Source organism: Rhizobium sp. Root708 (genome assembly GCF_001429725.1).
In the GTDB taxonomy this organism is placed as follows: Bacteria; Pseudomonadota; Alphaproteobacteria; order Rhizobiales; family Rhizobiaceae; genus Rhizobium.
In genome coordinates this window covers 200,266-218,163 of the sequence record NZ_LMHV01000023.1, presented here as the reverse complement: position 1 = coordinate 218,163, position 17,898 = coordinate 200,266, and the positions used below count along the sequence as shown (strand labels likewise).

The 17,898-nt window shown below is 59.7% G+C and carries 14 protein-coding genes and 1 pseudogene; 10 read left to right on the top strand and 5 right to left on the bottom strand.

Annotated elements, in window-relative coordinates:
* Positions 1 to 52 precede the first annotated feature (52 nt).
* Genes ASE04_RS15460 through ASE04_RS15450 form a run of 3 tightly spaced genes read left to right on the top strand, consistent with a single transcriptional unit; the run spans position 53 to position 5,415 of the window.
* Entirely contained in the window at positions 53 to 1,195 is a 1,143-nt protein-coding gene (locus ASE04_RS15460) for an ABC transporter ATP-binding protein (protein WP_056818729.1), read from the top strand.
* Positions 1,192 to 3,351: a beta-galactosidase gene (locus tag ASE04_RS15455; protein ID WP_056818728.1), complete on the top strand. Its 2,160-nt coding sequence runs from the start codon at positions 1,192 to 1,194 to the stop codon at positions 3,349 to 3,351. The genes ASE04_RS15460 and ASE04_RS15455 overlap by 4 nt, the downstream gene beginning before the upstream one ends.
* Before the next feature lie 48 nt (positions 3,352 to 3,399).
* Complete coding sequence (locus ASE04_RS15450) at positions 3,400 to 5,415, top strand: aldo/keto reductase (RefSeq protein WP_056818726.1); 2,016 nt, start codon at positions 3,400 to 3,402, stop codon at positions 5,413 to 5,415.
* Positions 5,416 to 5,451: 36 nt separating this feature from the next.
* Here the strand turns inward: ASE04_RS15450 and xth are convergent, their stop codons facing one another.
* Both xth and ASE04_RS15440 read right to left on the bottom strand, forming a co-directional pair.
* Positions 5,452 to 6,237: an exodeoxyribonuclease III gene (xth, locus tag ASE04_RS15445; protein ID WP_056818724.1), complete on the bottom strand. Its 786-nt coding sequence runs from the start codon at positions 6,235 to 6,237 to the stop codon at positions 5,452 to 5,454.
* A gap of 154 nt (positions 6,238 to 6,391) precedes the next feature.
* The gene (locus ASE04_RS15440; RefSeq protein ID WP_056818721.1) at positions 6,392 to 6,835 is read right to left on the bottom strand and encodes an SRPBCC family protein; all 444 of its coding nucleotides are present in this window, start codon (positions 6,833 to 6,835) and stop codon (positions 6,392 to 6,394) included.
* Positions 6,836 to 7,153: 318 nt separating this feature from the next.
* Between ASE04_RS15440 and ASE04_RS15435 the strand changes: the two genes are divergently transcribed.
* A complete protein-coding gene (locus ASE04_RS15435) occupies positions 7,154 to 7,681 on the top strand; it encodes an invasion associated locus B family protein (protein ID WP_056818719.1) in 528 nt (175 codons plus the stop codon).
* Between the two features lie 71 nt (positions 7,682 to 7,752).
* Positions 7,753 to 10,037: pseudogene (gene bamA, locus ASE04_RS15430) on the top strand (outer membrane protein assembly factor BamA).
* A 42-nt stretch (positions 10,038 to 10,079) separates the two neighbouring features.
* On the opposite strand, the gene ASE04_RS15425 reads toward bamA, so the two are convergent.
* Positions 10,080 to 10,964 carry an MBL fold metallo-hydrolase gene (locus tag ASE04_RS15425; RefSeq protein WP_056818717.1) on the bottom strand — a complete coding sequence of 295 codons (885 nt, stop codon included), beginning with the start codon at positions 10,962 to 10,964 and terminating at the stop codon, positions 10,080 to 10,082.
* A gap of 198 nt (positions 10,965 to 11,162) precedes the next feature.
* Here ASE04_RS15425 and ASE04_RS30735 point away from each other — a divergent pair, with 198 nt between their 5' ends.
* On the top strand, positions 11,163 to 11,309 hold the full coding sequence (locus tag ASE04_RS30735; RefSeq protein WP_156408804.1) for a hypothetical protein: 147 nt from the start codon (positions 11,163 to 11,165) through the stop codon (positions 11,307 to 11,309).
* Positions 11,310 to 11,332: 23 nt separating this feature from the next.
* A complete protein-coding gene (locus ASE04_RS15420; protein ID WP_056818715.1) occupies positions 11,333 to 12,652 on the top strand; it encodes a solute carrier family 23 protein in 1,320 nt (439 codons plus the stop codon).
* An 87-nt stretch (positions 12,653 to 12,739) separates the two neighbouring features.
* On the opposite strand, the gene ASE04_RS15415 is transcribed toward ASE04_RS15420, so the two are convergent.
* Positions 12,740 to 13,645: a DUF1003 domain-containing protein gene (locus ASE04_RS15415; protein WP_056819116.1), complete on the bottom strand. Its 906-nt coding sequence runs from the start codon at positions 13,643 to 13,645 to the stop codon at positions 12,740 to 12,742.
* A gap of 171 nt (positions 13,646 to 13,816) precedes the next feature.
* Between ASE04_RS15415 and ASE04_RS15410 the strand changes: the two genes are divergently transcribed.
* From ASE04_RS15410 to ASE04_RS15400, 3 genes are all read left to right on the top strand, one after another.
* A complete protein-coding gene (locus ASE04_RS15410; RefSeq protein ID WP_056819114.1) occupies positions 13,817 to 14,242 on the top strand; it encodes a GFA family protein in 426 nt (141 codons plus the stop codon).
* A gap of 131 nt (positions 14,243 to 14,373) precedes the next feature.
* Positions 14,374 to 15,561, top strand: a complete 1,188-nt coding sequence (gene chrA / locus ASE04_RS15405; protein ID WP_244490419.1) for a chromate efflux transporter — start codon at positions 14,374 to 14,376, stop codon at positions 15,559 to 15,561.
* A 110-nt stretch (positions 15,562 to 15,671) separates the two neighbouring features.
* The gene (locus ASE04_RS15400; RefSeq protein ID WP_056818710.1) at positions 15,672 to 16,082 is read left to right on the top strand and encodes a type II toxin-antitoxin system VapC family toxin; all 411 of its coding nucleotides are present in this window, start codon (positions 15,672 to 15,674) and stop codon (positions 16,080 to 16,082) included.
* Positions 16,083 to 16,143: 61 nt separating this feature from the next.
* On the opposite strand, the gene ASE04_RS15395 is transcribed toward ASE04_RS15400, so the two are convergent.
* Complete coding sequence (locus tag ASE04_RS15395) at positions 16,144 to 17,622, bottom strand: MDR family MFS transporter (protein WP_056818707.1); 1,479 nt, start codon at positions 17,620 to 17,622, stop codon at positions 16,144 to 16,146.
* Positions 17,623 to 17,898: the final 276 nt, after the last annotated feature.

Sequence of the window (17,898 nt, the reverse complement as noted above, 5' to 3'; positions counted from 1 at the left end):
ACACCGCCGGCTATTTCGAAACCAAACCTTCAAAAGCAGAGAGCCAGGAAGCATGACCAGCCTCGAACTGCGACAGATAAACAAGAGTTACGGTGCCTACCACGCGCTGCGCGGGATTGACCTCGCTGTCGAGGAAGGTGAGTTCATCGTCATGGTCGGTCCATCCGGCTGCGGCAAGTCCACTTTGCTCAAGACGATCGCGGGCCTGGAAGGGATTACGTCAGGTCAGATCCTCATCGACGGACGTGACGTCAGCCGGGAGGAGCCCGGCGATCGCGGCATCGCCATGGTGTTTCAGTCCTACGCCCTCTATCCGCATATGACCGTGGCCGAAAACATGGGCTTTGGTCTTCGTATGGCGAAGCGCCCCAAGGCCGAGATCGATGCGGCGGTTGAGCGCGCCGCTCGAATCCTGCGGATCACGGATCAACTGGAGAAGAGGCCGAAGCAACTGTCCGGTGGGCAGCGCCAGCGCGTCGCGATCGGCCGGGCGATTACACGCTCACCTGATGTCTTCCTGTTCGACGAACCTTTGTCCAACCTCGACGCGGCATTGCGCACACAGATGCGCGTGGAGCTCTCCAGTCTGCATGCCGAGCTTGGTGCGACCATGGTCTACGTAACGCATGATCAGGTCGAGGCGATGACGATGGCGAGTCGCATCGTGGTGCTAAACCAGGGCGTGATCGAACAGGTCGGATCGCCGCTGGAGCTCTATCGCAATCCGGACAATCTGTTCGTGGCCGGTTTTCTCGGCGCTCCGAGAATGAACTTTCTATCCGTAACCGTCGACGAGGTTTCCGGTCGTGCCGCGCGCGTGTCCGCGCCCGGTCTGGCGCCGGTCACGGTTGAGTTGTCACATCCGGGACCGCTGCAAAAAGGCATGACGGTGACGCTCGGCGTGCGCCCGGAAAACATCTCGGTCGTGACCGACGGTGCGGCCGGTGCGCTCAGCGGCGTAATCCGTCTCGTTGAACATCTCGGACGGGAAACGATCCTCTATGTGGATGCCGGCGACCTCAGGACGGTCGCTTCCGAAAGCGGCACCGGCAACATCACTGTTCAACTCAGCTATGTCGCGCCCTTCAAGCACGACCAATCGGTGACGCTGAAGCTCGACCCCGCTGAACTCTATCTCTTCGCGCCTGACGGCGGACGCACGATCAGCGCCCGCAAGGCAATCATCGACAAATGATATCAGGATTGACGACCGTGTCTGAACAGAAATCTGCGACCCTATCCGCCTGGAAGCCGATCAAGACCGACAGGTTTCTCGTTGGCGTTCCACACTATCCAGAGCATGTGGACGAAACCTACTGGGAACGAGATGCCGAGCGCATGGCCAAAGCCGGCTTCAACGTGGTCAGAATGGCCGAATTCGCCTGGCACATATTGGAGCCGGAACTTGGCCGCTTCGATTTCGACCTGTTCGACAGGGCGATCGCGGTCCTCGCGAGGCGCGGCATCGACACGATCATGTGCACCCCGACCGCCACGCCGCCACGCTGGCTGACCGTCGCTCATCCAGACGTCCTGCGGGTGGATGGCAAGGGACGGCCAATGAGCCATGGATCGCGCCAGCATTGCGATACGGCAAGTCCTGTCCTGCGAGAGCACAGCCGGCGCATCACCAAGGCGATGGCCGATCACTACCGTGGCAATCCCCACGTGGTCGGTTGGCAGACAGACAACGAACTCAACACCAGCATGCCCGAAAGTTTCTCGAAGGCGACGCTGAGCGAGTTTCAACTTTTCCTCGCCGAGAAATACGGGACGATCGACAAGCTCAATCATGCATGGGGTGGAGATTTCTGGGCAACCGCTTATCAGAGTTTCGACCACGTGGTGCTGCCGATCGACTTCGGCCCGACCTTTCCGAGCCCAGGACACATGCAGGACTACCATCGCTTCCTGGCTTTCGCGACGGCTCGTTTTCAGCACGATCAGGTCGAGATACTTCGCGCCGTCAAACCGTCGTGGTTCATATTCCACAATCTAGGCGGCTTGCGCGACATCGACTTTCGAGGACAGTTCACGACCGATCTCGATTTCGTCGGCTACGACATCTATCCCATGCTCTATGACGAGTTTCAGCGCATCGGCAACCATGCCAAGGTCCAGGCGCTTCACTTGGACATCTGCCGCGGCTTCTCCGGCAATTACATCATCCCCGAGCAACAGTCCGGATTTGGCAGCCAGCCAGGCTTTTGCACCCTGACGCCGGAGCCTGGAGAAATGCGACGCATGGCGATGTCGTCCGTTGCGCGCGGCGCCGACGGGTTGATGTTCTTCCGCTGGCGACCGGCGCATTTCGGCGCCGAGATTTACTGGATGGGGATCATCGATCATGACGACGTTGCGCGTCATCGCTACGAAGAGGCCACCCAGTTCGCGACTGAAATGACCGCGTTGCAGGATAAGATCCTCGGCACCTACGTGCGCATGGACGTCGGCATCGCGGGATCGGATTTCGACAACCAGGAAGCCCACAAGACCTATTCGATCGGGCTGCCAAGTCCGCAGGACGACGCGGTCTTGTTGCATCAGTACTGCTACGATCGCGGGATAGCCTGCGGGTTCATCCATCCCGAGGATGATCTTTCAAAGCTCAAGCTGCTTTACGTTCCGCATTGGGTAATGTGGAAGGATAGTTGGACCGAGCGATTGAAGGCTTTCGCGGAGCAGGGTGGAACCGTGGTGATCGGCGCCCGCACGGGAACGCGTGATGAGAACAATCACGTCATCCGGGAGACTGCGCCGGGTACGTCGCTGAGCAGGCTGACGGGTGTGCGGGTTGAGGATTTCGGCAGACTCGCGGCGCCCGGCGCCAAGGGGTTGTTCGACGTCATGGAGCGATCCGGCGGTCTCGTGGTTCCTCCGAACAGACCGGCTGAATCTCATAGGCGTGAGCGTCGCTTCAAGATTGGCAACCGCGAACTGACCGCTGGGCACTTTTACGAAAACCTGGCTATCGACAGCGATGTGGAGCCGATCGCCGTCTGGTCGAACCGCTATGCCGATGGTGTGCCGATGGCAACGTCCAGGAGCGTGGGCAAGGGTCGCGTCGTCTATCTCGGAACCTATCTGACGCCCGATCTGACGGCGGCGCTGTCGGAACGCCTGTTTGCCGAAGCCGGAGTGGAGGCGCTTGTCGCCGATCTGCCTGCAGGCGTCGAAGTGACAATGCGTATGAACGCCGAGCGACGCCTGCTCTTCATTCAGAATTACACCGATCAGCACGCGGAGCTCGCGCAGGTCCCCGCTGGCGTCAGTCTCCTCGATTCCGGAAGAGCGGTGGACGGTGTGCTCGCACTCGATGGCTACGGCTGCGCGGTGATCGAGCTTAGATAGAACACGCTACCGGCGGCAGTGGCCGGGGCCGACAGGCAGGAAAGCACTATGACCGATGAGAACAAAGTTCGCTGGGGCATCCTTGGCCCCGGCCGGATCGCCGATGACTTCTTTGCTGGCGTTGCCCAGTCGCGAACAGGGCGCGTGGAGGCGATTGCGACCCGCAATCCCGATAAGGCCGGCCTCGCAGAACGCTTTCCGGGCGCTCGCATACTCCGCGGCTACGAGGCACTGTTGGCGGATGAAAGCGTAGACGCCGTCTACATCTCGACGCCGCACCCGACCCATGCGGAATGGGCGATCAAGGCGGCAAAGGCCGGAAAGCACGTGCTTTGCGAGAAGCCGCTCGGCCTATCCGCCGCAGAAGCAGATGCGATGCAAACCGCCGCGCGGGCCGCCGGGACATTTCTCGGCGAAGCCTACATGTATCGGCTCCATCCATTGACTCTGAAGCTGATCGAACTCCTGAGCGACAAGGCGATCGGCGAGGTCCGGATGATCAAGTCAAGCTTCGGTTTTGCGAAGCCGTTTGACAAGGATCACCGGCTCTATGCCAACGACCTCGCCGGCGGCGGTATCCTCGATGTAGGCGGTTATCCCGTTTCGATGGCTCGGTTGATCGCTGGCGTTGGCCATGCCGGCGGCATTCTGGAACCCGATCAGGTTTTCGCTGTTGGCCATCTCGGCTCGACTGGGGTCGACGAGTGGAGTGCCGCAATCTTGCGTTTCCCGAATGGCATCGTCGCCGAACTCGCCTGCTCGGTCGCGCTCGCTCAGGACAATGTTCTTCGCGTTTTCGGGACTGCGGGGGCGATCGAGATCGATCATTTTTGGTTTGCCGCAGGCAAACAGGGCGGCACCGCCGTCATCCGGTTATCAGATGCGAGTGGGTTACGCAGGGATATTCCGGTAGAGGAGCCTCGGCACGTCTACTCGTTCGAAGTCGACGCTGCGGGGCAGGCAATAAGGGCAGGGCGGCGCGAGTTCGCCTATCCCGGCATGACGGCGGCCGACACGCTTGGCAACCTCAAGGTCATGGACAAATGGCGCGCTGGTATCGGGCTTGAATATGCCTTGGAAACACCCGCGGTTCGGACCAGGACGATCACGGGTGAAACCCTTCGGCGCGGGGAGCAGATCGTTCCTCAAGGACATATTCCGGGCATCGACAAGGAGACATCGATGCTGGCGCTCGGCATGATGCTCTTTTCAACCTTCCCGGCAGCTTCGATCGCTCTCGACGCGTTCTTCGAGGCAGGTGGCAATCTTATCGATTCAGCCTTCCAGTACGGTGGCGGGACGCAAGACCGTCTGATCGGCGAATGGGTCCGCAGTCGCGGTGTCCGAAACGACGTCGTGATCATCGAAAAGGGTGCCCACTCTCCTCTCTGCTATCCGGATGTTATCGCGAAACAGCTTACCACCAGCCTTGAGCGGATGCAGACCGACTATGTCGACGTTTATTTCATGCACCGCGACAATCCCGACATACCGGTTGGCGAATTTGTCGATGCGATGGACGCCGAAGTCAGGGCGGGACGAATCCGCGGTCCTATCGGTGGGTCGAACTGGACGCGTGAACGCATGGATCAGGCGATCGACTATGCTGAACGTACCGGAAAGACGAGGCCGAGCGTCCTTTCCAACAACTTCTCACTGGCGGAAATGGTCGATCCGGTCTGGCCGGGATGTATCGCCTCTTCGGATAGCGGCTGGAAGCAATGGCTGAAGGAGCGCAAGGTCGTCAACTTCGCCTGGTCCAGCCAGGCGCGCGGCTTCTTTACCGACAGAGCAGGGCCTGAAAAACTCTCGGACAAAGATCTGGCGCGAGCCTGGTACTCGGATCTGAATTTTCAGCGCAAGGCGCGCGCCGAAGAACTTGGGCGCCGCCTCGGCAAGGATCCGATCCAGATTGCCCTTGCCTATGTTCTCCACCAGCCATGGCCGGTTATCCCCCTGATCGGGCCGGCAAATCTCGGCGAATTGCGGCACAGTCTGGCAGCTTCAGCCATTCGCCTGTCGCCTGAGGACGTGCGTTGGTTGGAGGACGGAAAGCAGATGTAACGCAGTTGGGTTCTGACAGAAAATAACCGACCGGGCTCAACTGCCATCAACGTCGCCAAGTTCAATCCATACGGGAGCATGATCGCTGGTATGTTCCCACGCGCGCACATCCTTATCGACGCCTGCTGCCTTCAGGCGCTCGGCAACGGTCGGGCTGAGTAGGAAGTGATCGATCCGCAGGCCTGCGTCGCGGGCGAACGCGTTTCGGAAATACTTCCAGAATGTGTAGACGCGTTTGTCTCCCTTGAGGCTTCTGAGAGCGTCGGTCCAACCCTGGTCGACCAGCCCCCTATATGCCTTACGCACCTCGATGCGAAAAAGTGCATCGTCGCGCCATCGTTTGGGATCGTAGACGTCGATATCTGTCGGCATGACATTGTAGTCGCCGGCCAGGACGATGGGCACACCAAGGTCGAGGAGTTCGCCTGCGTATGCGTTGAGCCGACGAAACCAGCTGAGCTTGTATTCGAATTTGGGTCCGGGCCACGGATTGCCGTTTGGCAGGTAGAGGCACCCCACCAGGATCCCTTCGATCGCCGCCTCGATGTATCTGCTATGCGTATCATCGGGATCGCCGGGAAGCCCCCGCCGGGTGAGAATGGGCGTTGCGCCTTTGGCAAGGATTGCGACGCCATTCCAGGATCGTTGACCATGCCAGACCGCTCCGTAACCGACAGATTCAAGCGCCTTGACCGGAAACTTTTCATCGGGAGCCTTCAGCTCCTGCAGGCAGACGATGTCGGGTGAGGCTTCGCCGAGCCAGCGCAGCAGAACGGGAAGCCTGCCGTTGATGCCGTTGATGTTGTAGGTGGCTATCTTCATCAACACTGCCTGCGAGAAAACGCGTTGGCGAACAACTCGGATCTCGGTTTCCAGTTCTGCCTCTATGCGGACTTGCGGCAAGCATTCTATGCATGCCGCAAATTTGGGAAAGTGGGATTGCGGAGGGTGCTCGCACGGCGTTCCCGCAGGCGGGCTATTGGTTGATCTCCGGTTCGACAAGGCGTGCCAGGTTGCGCAGCGACTCCTGCCAGCCGAGATAGCATGCCTCCGGCGGGATCACGTCGGGGATGCCGGCCTGGACGATTTCAAGTTCCGTTCCGACCGAGACTTTCTTGAGCGTAACGGTAACCTCCATTTCGCCGGGCAAGTTGGGATCGTCGAACTTGTCGGTGTAGCGAAGCGTCTGGCCGGGAACGAGCTCGAGATAGCTGCCGCCGAATGCGTGGCTGTTGCCGGTCGTAAAGTTTCGGAAGGAAATCCTGTGGGTGCCGCCGACCGCCGCCTCCAGATGATGCACCGTGCAGGCAAAGCCGTTCGGCGGAAGCCATTTGGCCAGCGCATCCGGTTCCAGAAATGCTCTATAGATCTTGTCGGGGCTGGTCGTCAAAACGCGGTGAAGTCGAACTGTGCCTGGCATGGTCTTCTCCTTTGGCTTGAACACTACGAATGTGCCTAGGACGAACGGGTTCTTGTCAATCCTACAATCAATCGGATTCCAAGGGGAGAAAAGGCGTCTCGCCAGCGCCAACCATCAAAAATGACAGACGGGAAATAATTCGTAACGCGCCCGCCGGATTCTCGACGCGGTGCTACGGGATTTCGAAAACACAGATCCCCGCCGATCTGCGAGGGCTTGGGCGTCGCTACGGACGTTCGGTTTCTCTTCGTATCAGATAGCGCCCTTCCGGGCTAATGAGGTGCCGAGATGTTCGAGTTCACGTTACTGGCGATAGGGATGGCCACAACCTTCGCCGAGCCGGCGAAGACCTATTCGGTCGGTCTTGAGCGACCGCAGAGCGTAGTGTCCCAAAGGCAGGAGGACTACTACGATTGGCGCGTTTCATGCGTTGAGACAGACGGCGAAACGCGATGCATCCTGCAGCAGCAACTTCTCAACATGAAGACGAACCAGAGTATCCTTTCGCTCGAGCTTGAGATGCCTTCGCATGGGCCCGGCGAAGGAACCATCGTCATGCCGCTCGGCATGGCTGTTGATCGCGACAGTTCGCTGCAGATCGATGATGCGGAGGACTTGCGTCGCTTGAAAATCGAGACCTGCGTACCTGCCGGCTGCATCTCGCATTTTGAGATCGACGCGGATTTTATGCGCGCTATGCGGCGGGCGAGAACACTGAAAGTGCAGTTGTTTTCGGCAACGGTCGAGGGCCGCCAAGTCACCTTTCCGCTTTCACTGGAAGGCTTTCCGCAAGCTCTCGATCGGAGCGCGGCCCTGACAGCGCGTATCGACACCGATCGGCAATAGCCGGGCGGCCATCGGCTCAATTCCACTGTCTCAACGCGGCCGCTCGGCCTGCCTATCGTGAAAGTTCAAGCATGTCATTTCGATCCAGAGTCATTGCTGGAGGGCGGGCAAGCGCGCTCGCATTCTGGACCGCGGCGCTCGGCTCTCTGCCGGCCTACGCGGCCGAAGTGCACGACATTGAAATCCACGGCGCCCACAGGGTTTCGAAGGAATTCATCGAGGCGAACCTGACGATCTCGCGCAACAGGGAGTTCGACGGTGCCGAGATCGATGCATCAGTCAAGCGCCTCTATTCGGTCGGTCAGTTCGAGACGGTCAATATTCTCGTCTCGGGCGGCAGCCTCATCGTTTCCGTGAAGGAGACGAAGATGGTGAACCAGATTGTGTTTAACGGCAATCGCAAGATCAAGGATGACAAGCTCGCGGGCGTCGTCAAGACCAAGGCATCGTCACCCTATTCGAAGCCGCAGCTCGATGCCGATATCGCCGCCGTGAAGGCAGCCTACGCTGCAATCGGACGCGACGATGTCCAGATCCATGTGCAGCAAGTTCCGGTCGCCGACGATTTCGTCAACATTGCCTTCGTGATCGACGAAAGCGAGCGGACAAAGATCAAGTCGGTCGATTTCGAAGGAAACACCGCCTACAGCAGTTCCAGGCTCGCGGCCGTCATCAGCACCAAGAAGTCGAACTTCCTGTCCTTCCTGACACGCAAGGACGTTTACGGCGAGGAGAGACTGGCCGCCGACAAGGACGCTCTCCGCAAGTTCTATGTCGACCAGGGGTACGCGGACTTTCAGGTCACCGCTGCGGACGCCGTTTTCGATGCGGCGGATAAAAGCTACACGTTGAAATTCAGGTTGGTCGAAGGCTCGCGATATCGCTTCGGACCGGTCACGATCTCCTCGACCGTTCACGGTCTGGACGAGCTCTCCGTCGACAAGCTGACGGGGCTCGAGAGCGGCGCGGCCTATAGCGAAAAGAAACTGCAAAAAGCCGTCGAAACACTCTCCGACGCGGCAACCAATCGTGGCTTTTCGTTCGCACGCGTTCGCCCAAGAGTGACGCATAACATCTCGACCAAAGAGATCGAAGTCGAGTTCCAGATCGACGAGGCCGAGCGGCTCTACATCGAGCGCATCGTCATTCGCGGGAACAGCCGAACCAGAGACTATGTAATACGGCGTGAATTCGACGTCAGCGAGGGCGATCCCTATAACCAGCAGCTCATGGACAAGACCAAGCGCCGGCTGGAGGCGCTAGGTTACTTCAAATCGGTGAGCATCTCGACCTCCGCCGGCAGCGCGTCGGAGCGGGTTGTCGTCACGGTCGACGTCGAGGACGACTCGACGGGGAGTTTCGGTATTGGCGCGGGCGCTAGCTCGAGCGGGCCCGTTCTCGAAGCCTCGGGCGAGGCCAGTACATCAAACTTGCGGCAAGCGGGGGCTGGGATGACGACGATGATCGCAACTACAGCCTTGCTTTCACCGAACCCTACTTTCTCGGATATCACCTGGCCGCAGGTTTCGACCTTAATTACTCGCAGAGCTCGTACGACGACTACGATGTGGATCAGGCGGGAGCGACGTTCCGTATCACTGCACCGATCACGGATGATCTGGCGTCCACCTTCCGCTATAGCGTAACTCGGCTGAACTACAGCGGCGACAGTGACGACCTTTCGGCAACCTATGCCCATCTGGTGGACGATGGCCCATGGGTCAAGTCCGCCATCTCCAACACGCTCACCTTCGATTCACTTGATGATGCGAAGCAGCCGCATGGGGGCGTTTATGCCACGCTGACGCAAGAGGTCGCCGGGCTTGGCGGTGACTCGGAATACTACAAGATCAGCGGGAAGCTGCGCTACTATCAGCTCCTCAACGAGGACGCCGATCTCGTCGGCTCGCTCACGTTGGGCGGCGGACAGATGTTCGCCTTCGGCGACAGCCTGAACACGTTCGACCAGTTCACCCTTGGTGGAAATGAGATTCGCGGTTTCGAAAAGGGAGGGATTGGCCCACGGATTGCTGGTGTCGACGACCAGACGCTTGGCGGGACAAGCTATTTCTATGCCTCTTCCGAAGTCACCTTTCCATTGCCCGCCGTTTCTCGCGACTTCGGCTTGCGTGGTGCCTTCTTCGCCGATGCGGGCACACTGTTTGCGAACAAGGTCGATGTCCTGGGATCGGATGTGGCTGAAGGTACCAGCGGCTCCATCCGTGCCTCCGTCGGCGTCGGCCTAATCTGGGATTCTCCCTTTGGAGCGCTGCGCGTCGACTATGCCGTTCCGATTGCGTACGAAGAATCCGACGAGATCGAACGCTTCAAGATCGGTGTGAACAATCGCTTCTAGAATGGCGACGCGGCAGCAGAATGTGCGCCGCGTCGGTGTTGCTTACTTTCCGGAGCTCAGGGTCGGCTCCCACTTGAAGTGGTCGCCGTCGGCCTGGATGTGGCCGACACCCGGAAACGGAAAATGCGGCGCAAAGATTAGTTCGTTCGTCTGGGCGAGCTTCTTCAAGGTCTCGACGCGGTTCTTTTCCCCGCCGGTCGCGTCACCGTCGAAACCGACGGGCCATTCGGGCTTCGCGAGAGAAATGATGGAGCTGTGTACGGTATCGCCGATGTCGAACAGCTTTTCCTTGTCCGATACGATCTGATAGCCGACGTGACCCGGCGTATGGCCCTTCAATCCGACCGAGGTTATGCCGGAAGCGACCTCGGCGCCGGGCTTGAATGTCTTCACGTGGCCGTCGATCACTTTGACGATGCTTGCAAGCTGATCGTTCTTCTTGGCAAACGTCCACTCCGCCGCGGACATGCGAATGGTGGCCCTGGGGAAGGCCAGCTTGCCGTCCTTGACGAGGCCGCCCATGTGGTCCGGGTGCGAATGCGTAATCAAGATGTCGGTCACGTCTTCGGGCTTGTAGCCGGCCTGAGACAGAGACTGCTGGAGCGCGCCACCCACGCCCGTATCAATGAGGATCAGTTTCTTCGGCTCCTTTACCAGCAGCGCGTCGACGCTGAGCGTCACCGTATCCGTCGGAGCGCCTGCTGCCTTGAGCACGTCGGCGACTTCCTCCGGCGTGTGGCCGACGCCGAATATCTTGTTGTCGTTTGGCCTCACGAATTGGGCGTCATGGAGTGCGACGACGTCGAGTGAGCCGACCTTGAAGCTCCTGGAATCCGGCTGTTGAGGCGGCATCTGCGCCGATGCGGTGCCGGCCAGGGCAAAGGCGAAGATAGACAGGAGGGCGAGAGAGGCTTTGGGGGGAAGCATGGACACGGTCCTTTTTCATGTGGCGGATGAGTTCTACTTATTCCGACATTGCTTTCGCCGTCACATCGAATTCTTGTGAACGGCGGCGTGGCACCGGCTACGGACACCAACAGAGATACGCCAAGCAAATTGGTAGGATTGCCAGTCTCGGCAAGACAAAGCCCGGAATTACTTCTGAGTGTTGTGGAAAGCCGTCCGATGGCCATGACAGCAGCAACGGTTCGCAGTATCGACGGCGTTGGTGCCCGATACGAGGGCCGGCGGTCGCCGTCGAGCAAGTATTCGGGCGATCACAATTCAATTTACTCCTCCGACCTATCGGAAATCCTGAAGGTCGTGTGGTGAAATCAAAAGAAACGGGACGAGCGATGAGCGAAACGGGTGGGTATTTTCCGCGTTGGCGGCTGAAGACGGAAGGGCGCATTCAGCCCGACGAGCGGTTGCCGGCGGCACAGACGGTCGTGCTTGGTTTCCAGCACGTCGTGGCGATGTTCGGCTCGACCGTGCTTGCCCCGATGATCATGGGATTCGATCCGAATGTCTCGATCCTGTTTTCCGGCATTTCGACCCTAATTTTCTTTATTGCTGTTGGCGGTCGCGTGCCGAGCTATCTCGGCTCGTCCTTCGCTTTCATCGGCCCGGTTCTTGTTGCGACGGCCGCCTCGGCAGGCGCTCCCAATCCGAACATCGCTCTGGCGCTCGGCGGCATCATCGCCGCCGGCGCTCTCTACACCCTGATCGGCGTCATCACGATGCTCGCCGGACACCGCTGGATCGAGCGGCTGATGCCGCCGGTTCTGACCGGCGCGATCGTGGCTGCGATCGGGCTTGTACTCGCGCCGATCGCGATTTCCAGCGCCTCCGGCACGGGGGCCGCGAGCCCGGATGGCAGCCAGCTGTCGCGTTGGGTGGCACTGCTGACGGTTGCCGCGGTCGGCCTAATCGCCGTCTATGCGCCGGGAATGACGCGTCGCCTGCCGATCCTCCTCGGCGGGGCGCTCGCCTATGTCGCCTACCTGGTACTCGCGAACGGCTTCGGTTTCGGAACGCCGGTTGATTTTTCGGGCGTTACCGCCGCCAGCTGGTTCGGCCTGCCACACTTCACCTCGCCGGTGTTTTCGGCATCCGCGATCACTCTGATTGCGCCTGTCGTCGTCATCCTCGTTGCGGAGAACCTCGGACACATCAAGGCAATCGGCGCCATGACGGGGCGTAATCTCGATCCCTATCTCGGCCGAGCCTTCATCGGCGATGGTCTGGCAACGATGTTCTCGGGCTTCTTCGGTGGTACGGGCATGACCACTTACGCGGAGAACATGGGCGTCATGGCAGTCACGCGGATTTTCTCGACGCTTGTCTTCCTGGTCGCGGCCTGCGTCGCAATTCTTCTCGGGTTCTCGCCGAAGTTCGGTGCGCTCATCCAGACCATTCCGGGGCCGGTTCTCGGCGGCCTGTCGATCGTCGTCTTCGGCCTGATTGCCGCCACCGCAGGCCGCATTTGGGTCGAAAACAAGGTGGATTTCGCCGAGCCGCGCAATCTCATCACCGTCGGCGTCGCATTGGTCTTGGGTGCCGGCAACTTCAAGCTCGATGTCGCGGGCTTTACGCTTGATGGGATCGGCACCGCGACCATCGGAGCGATCGTTCTTTACCACGCGCTCGGTCTGGCCCGCCGTCAGACCGTTTGAGAGAGCTGAAAGACTTTCTCCGCACCACCTCATGCCAGGCCCCGTGAGAGCCACAGCGGCCTGGCATTTTGCTTTGTGCTGGTCCCCCTATTCGTCGGCCTCATCCGCCTTGGGGGTACCGAACAGGTTCTTCAGCGCGTTGGTCTTGGTCCTCTGCGCCTTGCTCATCTTCAATGCCCGATTGGCGGCTTTGGCCTGTTCGAGCATCATCTCGATCTGGATCTGCTGGATCTCGGTCAATCGTTCCCACTGCCGGTTCAACAGATGATCGACCTTTTCATGCAGGTGGCGGATTTCCAGTTCGGCCTTGAGGTTGACCTTGTAGTCATTGAGGGCCCGCAACCGATCCTTCGATTCCTGGCGCCGCTGGCTCATCATGATGATCGGCGCCTGAAGGGCGGCAATGGTCGAGAGGATGAAATTCAGCAGGATGAACGGATAGACGTCGAACGCTTCCCTCTCGCCAAGCACCATGTTGATCCCCATCCAGACGGCGAGGAACAGGCAGAAGGAGATGATGAAGGTCCAACTGCCGCCGAAGGTCGCGACGACATCAGCGACGCGGTCGCCGATCGAACGATGTTCCTCGTAGTCCTCTTCGATGTTTTCTGCGAGCGTGTCGTGGCTCTTCAGGCTTTCGACGACTTCGTCTTCGAGGTTCGACAGTTCGCCGCGTTCGTCGCGCAGAAGTTCGGCAATGTACTGGCCGCGATAGTCATCGACCACCTTGCGGCTGATGTAGTCGTCCGAACGAAGGCCGGGGTGTTTCTGACGCATGAAATCCGCGAGCGACGGGCGCATATCGTCAAAGTGGATCGCATCCTTTTTCTTCAGCGTGGCGCCAGTGATCGCGTCGACGAGCTTGACCGACTTCGCCTTGGCCTGCGCAAGGCTCCTGGTATAGTCGTCCATCTCGACGGTGGCGGCTTCTCCATGCCCGGCGTCGAAGTCGACGATCTCGCCTGCGAAATCCAGGGGCTTCTCTTCTGCCATCTGCTGATCCTCGTTCCCGATTTTCGCCGATCTAGCCGTCAATTCGAACAGGATTGTGACATTCAATTCGTGGCAAATCGAACCCCGTTTTGGGGATTGCCGCGCGAGTTATCGCCGCATTGTGGAGCGCGCTCGGCTTCGCTAATGATTGCTGAAACGAGCGAGGCGGTAATGAGCGATCAGAGACAGCAGCATGATGCAGCATGCCACTGCGGTGCCGTAAGGTTCCGCGTTCGGCTGGCGGACGAATTCAACACCATCCGTCGCTGTACGTGCTCCTATTGCCGGATGCGGGGTGCGATCGCCGCCTCGGCAGACCTGTCTGATATCGAATTTGTCCAAGGCGAAGATAATCTGACGCGTTATCAATTTCATACGGGCACCGCTAAACACTATTTCTGCAAGACCTGCGGGATCTATACCCACCATCAGCGCCGCTCGAACACGAGCCAGTTCGGTATCAACGTCGCTTGCATCGAAGGTGTCAGTCCCTTCGATTTTGCGGAGGTTCCCGTCTCGGATGGCGTCTCCCATCCTTCGGATACCGGCGCAGGCCCCAAGGTGGCGGGGATACTCCGGTTCGAGCGAACTGCTTGAGATCATTGGGCGGTGCTCCCGGTCGAGCTATGTCATGCGGTGTCATGATCGTGTCACGCTGCCGAAGAATAAGCTCCGCCTCAAGCGAAAGAGGAGATCGGGTGGAGACTGATGGCATACGGAGTGAGCGAGTGACGGCCGCGGGAAACCCTGGAGAAGTGTTCGGCGCCTTCCTCAAGCTTGGCTTGACGTCATTTGGCGGACCGATCGCGCATCTTGGATATTTCCGAGATGAACTGGTCATCCGGAGAAAGTGGCTGGACGAGAGAGGATATGCAGACCTCGTCGCGCTTTGCCAGTTTCTCCCGGGTCCTGCATCGAGCCAGGTTGGGTTCGCCCTCGGCTTGATGCGCGCCGGTCCACTTGGCGCACTTGCCGCATGGACGGCGTTCACGCTCCCATCCGCAATTATCCTGGTCGTGTTCGCGATGGCGGCGACTGCATTCAACAATCCCGTCGGACAGGGATTGCTTCATGGTTTGAAACTCGTGGCGGTCGCGGTCGTCGCGCAGGCGGTGTGGGGCATGGCGAAATCGCTCACCCCTGACCGGCCACGCGCGGCAATTGCCATAGTCGCCGTGTTTGCCGTCACCTTCGGCGGCGTTTTTGGACAATTGGCGGCGATTGTCGTCGGGGCATTTCTCGGTCTTCTGCTCTGTCGGCAAGTCGCTTCGCGACAGGGCGGAAGTGTTTCGTTCAACATATCGAGGTGGGTTGGCGCGATTTGCCTCGTGGCTTTTTTTGCGCTGCTGATCGCGCTTCCCGTCGTCGCCTCCTACGCCAATCTCCAGGCCATCAGCTTATTCGACGCATTCTATCGTTCGGGCTCGCTGGTGTTTGGGGGCGGTCATGTGGTGCTCCCGCTTCTGGAGGCGGAAACCGTCCAAAAGGGCTGGATTTCCAATAACTCGTTCCTCGCAGGCTATGGCATCGCGCAGGCCGTGCCTGGCCCGCTCTTCACATTCGCGGCCTACCTCGGAGCCGCCATGGACCCTTCTCCGAATGGCGTCCTTGGAGCTGCCATCTGTCTTGTTGCGATCTTTCTGCCGGGCTTCCTTCTACTCGTCGGAACGCTGCCGTTTTGGGGCGGATTGAACCGCTTTCCGCTTGCCCGGGCAGCGATGAGTGGTGCCAACGCCGCGGTGGTCGGAGTGCTTGCGGCGGCGCTCTATAACCCGGTCTGGGTCAGCGCGGTGTTGTCGCCCAAGGATTTCGCCCTCGCTCTGCTCGGCCTGCTTCTTCTCGTCGTCTGGAAGATGCCTCCGTGGACTGTGGTTATTCTCCTGGCAGGCGCGGGGACGCTTGAAGCTCTGATCTAGAGGTCACCGGATAGCGCATCGCTGAAGCGAAGAGGTTGGATTATCTAAGCGCGACGCTAGCTGACGCATTATTCGCGCAGCCGGATGATTGACTGCAGGAGGAGGGCCCAGTGAAGAAACGGTTTGCGATAACTGCCGATGTCGCGTTGCTATTGGCGAGGGACAAGGCAGAGGTGCCCGTAGACCACGCCCTGGTCGCTCCGACCCTCTTGCGCTCCCAGGTGTTGTCGCAGCTCTACTCAGCAGTTCGCAGCGGCGAGCTTGCGAAGAAGGAGGCTGATGTTCAGCTCGACTATCTTCGGGGACTGCAAATTCGGTTGCTTGGCGATCGTGTGTTGCAGCGGCACGCGTGGGAGATCGCCAGCAAGCTTGACTGGCAAGATACCTATAGCGCCGAGTACATCGCCGTGACACAGCTGCAGGCGGATGTTTTGGTGACCTTGGATCGCGATCTCGCTACAGCGGCGCGATCGTTTGTCGATGTTGCCTCACTTGAGGACTTGCTGGCCACGACCGCCTGACAATGGCGCCAAATGCGAGGACCAAGCCGACCGGCCGCAGCCGGTCGAAGCGTTCGTGCAGTCATTCGACCACGGTCGGAACATCGTTCTCGGCGCGGCCCCGCAGAGGCTTTTCCGGCATGAGGTGCAACACGAGGAGCGATAGCGCCATGGCTGCGGTACAGGCGAAGAAAATATAGGCGAAGGGCGCAGCCGACGTGGCAGTCGCCCCTGATGCCTGCAAGCTTTCGCCGCCGAGTGGCAGTCCGTTACCGAGAGCGATGGCGCCAAGAATGGCAACGCCCAGGGCACCGCCAAGTGACCGCAGGAACGTCAGCACACCAGTCGCGACGCCGAGATGGGCCTGATCCACCGCGTTCTGGACGGAAATGGTGGCGACCGGGAATGTCATGCCGGTCCCGAAGCCGGCACCGACGGTCAGGAGTTCAAGCACAAGCAACGACGACCGACCAGCCAAGAAGGCCAGCGCAGCGAGGCAGATCAGGCTGAAAAGGGCGCCCGCAATGGCGATCATCTTGTAGCGGGTGACACGCGGGATGCTGCGGCCGCTGACCGTGGCTCCAACAACGGTGCCGAGCAGCAGGCCAAGCATGGCAACGCCTGAACCACCGGCGGAAAGGCCGTGGAATGATTGCATGTAGACAGGAAGATAGACCGAGAGGCCAACGTTGGCAGCCTGCGCCGCGAACATCGATAGCGTCCCGTACCGTACGATCGGATTGGCAAGAACTTCCAGCGAGATCAGTGGTTCGACCGCTCGTCGCAGCCGCAAGCTGAATACGGCCCAGAGGGCGGCGGAAGCGCCCAGCAATCCTATTATCGTCGGGGACAGCCAGGAATAGCGGCTGCCGCCCCAGTTGAGCGCAAGCAGCAAGACGGCGGTCGCGACCACGAGGAGGACGGCGCCGGCGGCATCTATGCGGTGCTTGTGCGCAGCGATCGGCAGCTTCTTCAGCGGATTGTTGATGATCGCGAGCGCCACCAGCCCGAGCGGGAGGTTGATCCAAAAAATCAGGGACCAATGGAAATGCTCAGCGAAGGTGCCGCCCAACAGCGGTCCGGCGATGCTTGCCACCGCCCATGTTCCCGAGATCCAGGCCGCATATTTCGCGCGCTCGCGCGGCGGCACCAGATCGCCGATGACCGTTTGCGAAAGCGCGAACAAACCGCCGCCGCCAAGACCCTGGACAGCGCGGCCGATGATCAGCATCAGCATATTCGGCGCAAGCGCACTGATCAGCGATCCAATGAGAAAGATGATGATGGCGGCGAAGATGGTTGGGCGCCGTCCGCGCACATCCGAAATCTTGCCATAGAGCGGCGCCATGGCGGTCGCGGTCAGAAGATAGGCTGTCACAACCCAAGGAAGATACTCGGCGTGCCCAAGTGCCTTTCCGATCGTCGGCATGGCTGGAGCAACGATCGTCTGGTCCAGCGCTGCGAGCAACATGGAAAGAAGGACGCCCGCGATAATGACGTTCTTCTCCGACTCCGACAGCGCGGATGGCGTGACTGCTGTTTGACGGGATGCCTCGTTCATTTCTTCAGTCCCATCTTCCGTTCGCCTAGCCGAGACATCAGTCGCGACGAAGCCCTACAACGGCGGTGAGCGCCGGCCAAGCCTTTGTGAGCCTTCGTCGAACGGTTCGTGAAATTAATCCATCATCGGAGCGAGAAGTCTGCGTCACGAAATGGTTGCCCATCCAGCCTCTTTTGGCTGGGTCATGCTTTGCCATGCTTCCAGTCCTTTTGCGCCGTTTCGCAAGGGAACAATTCGGGTCAGCGATGATTGTGCTTCCGCTGAGCTTGATTACGG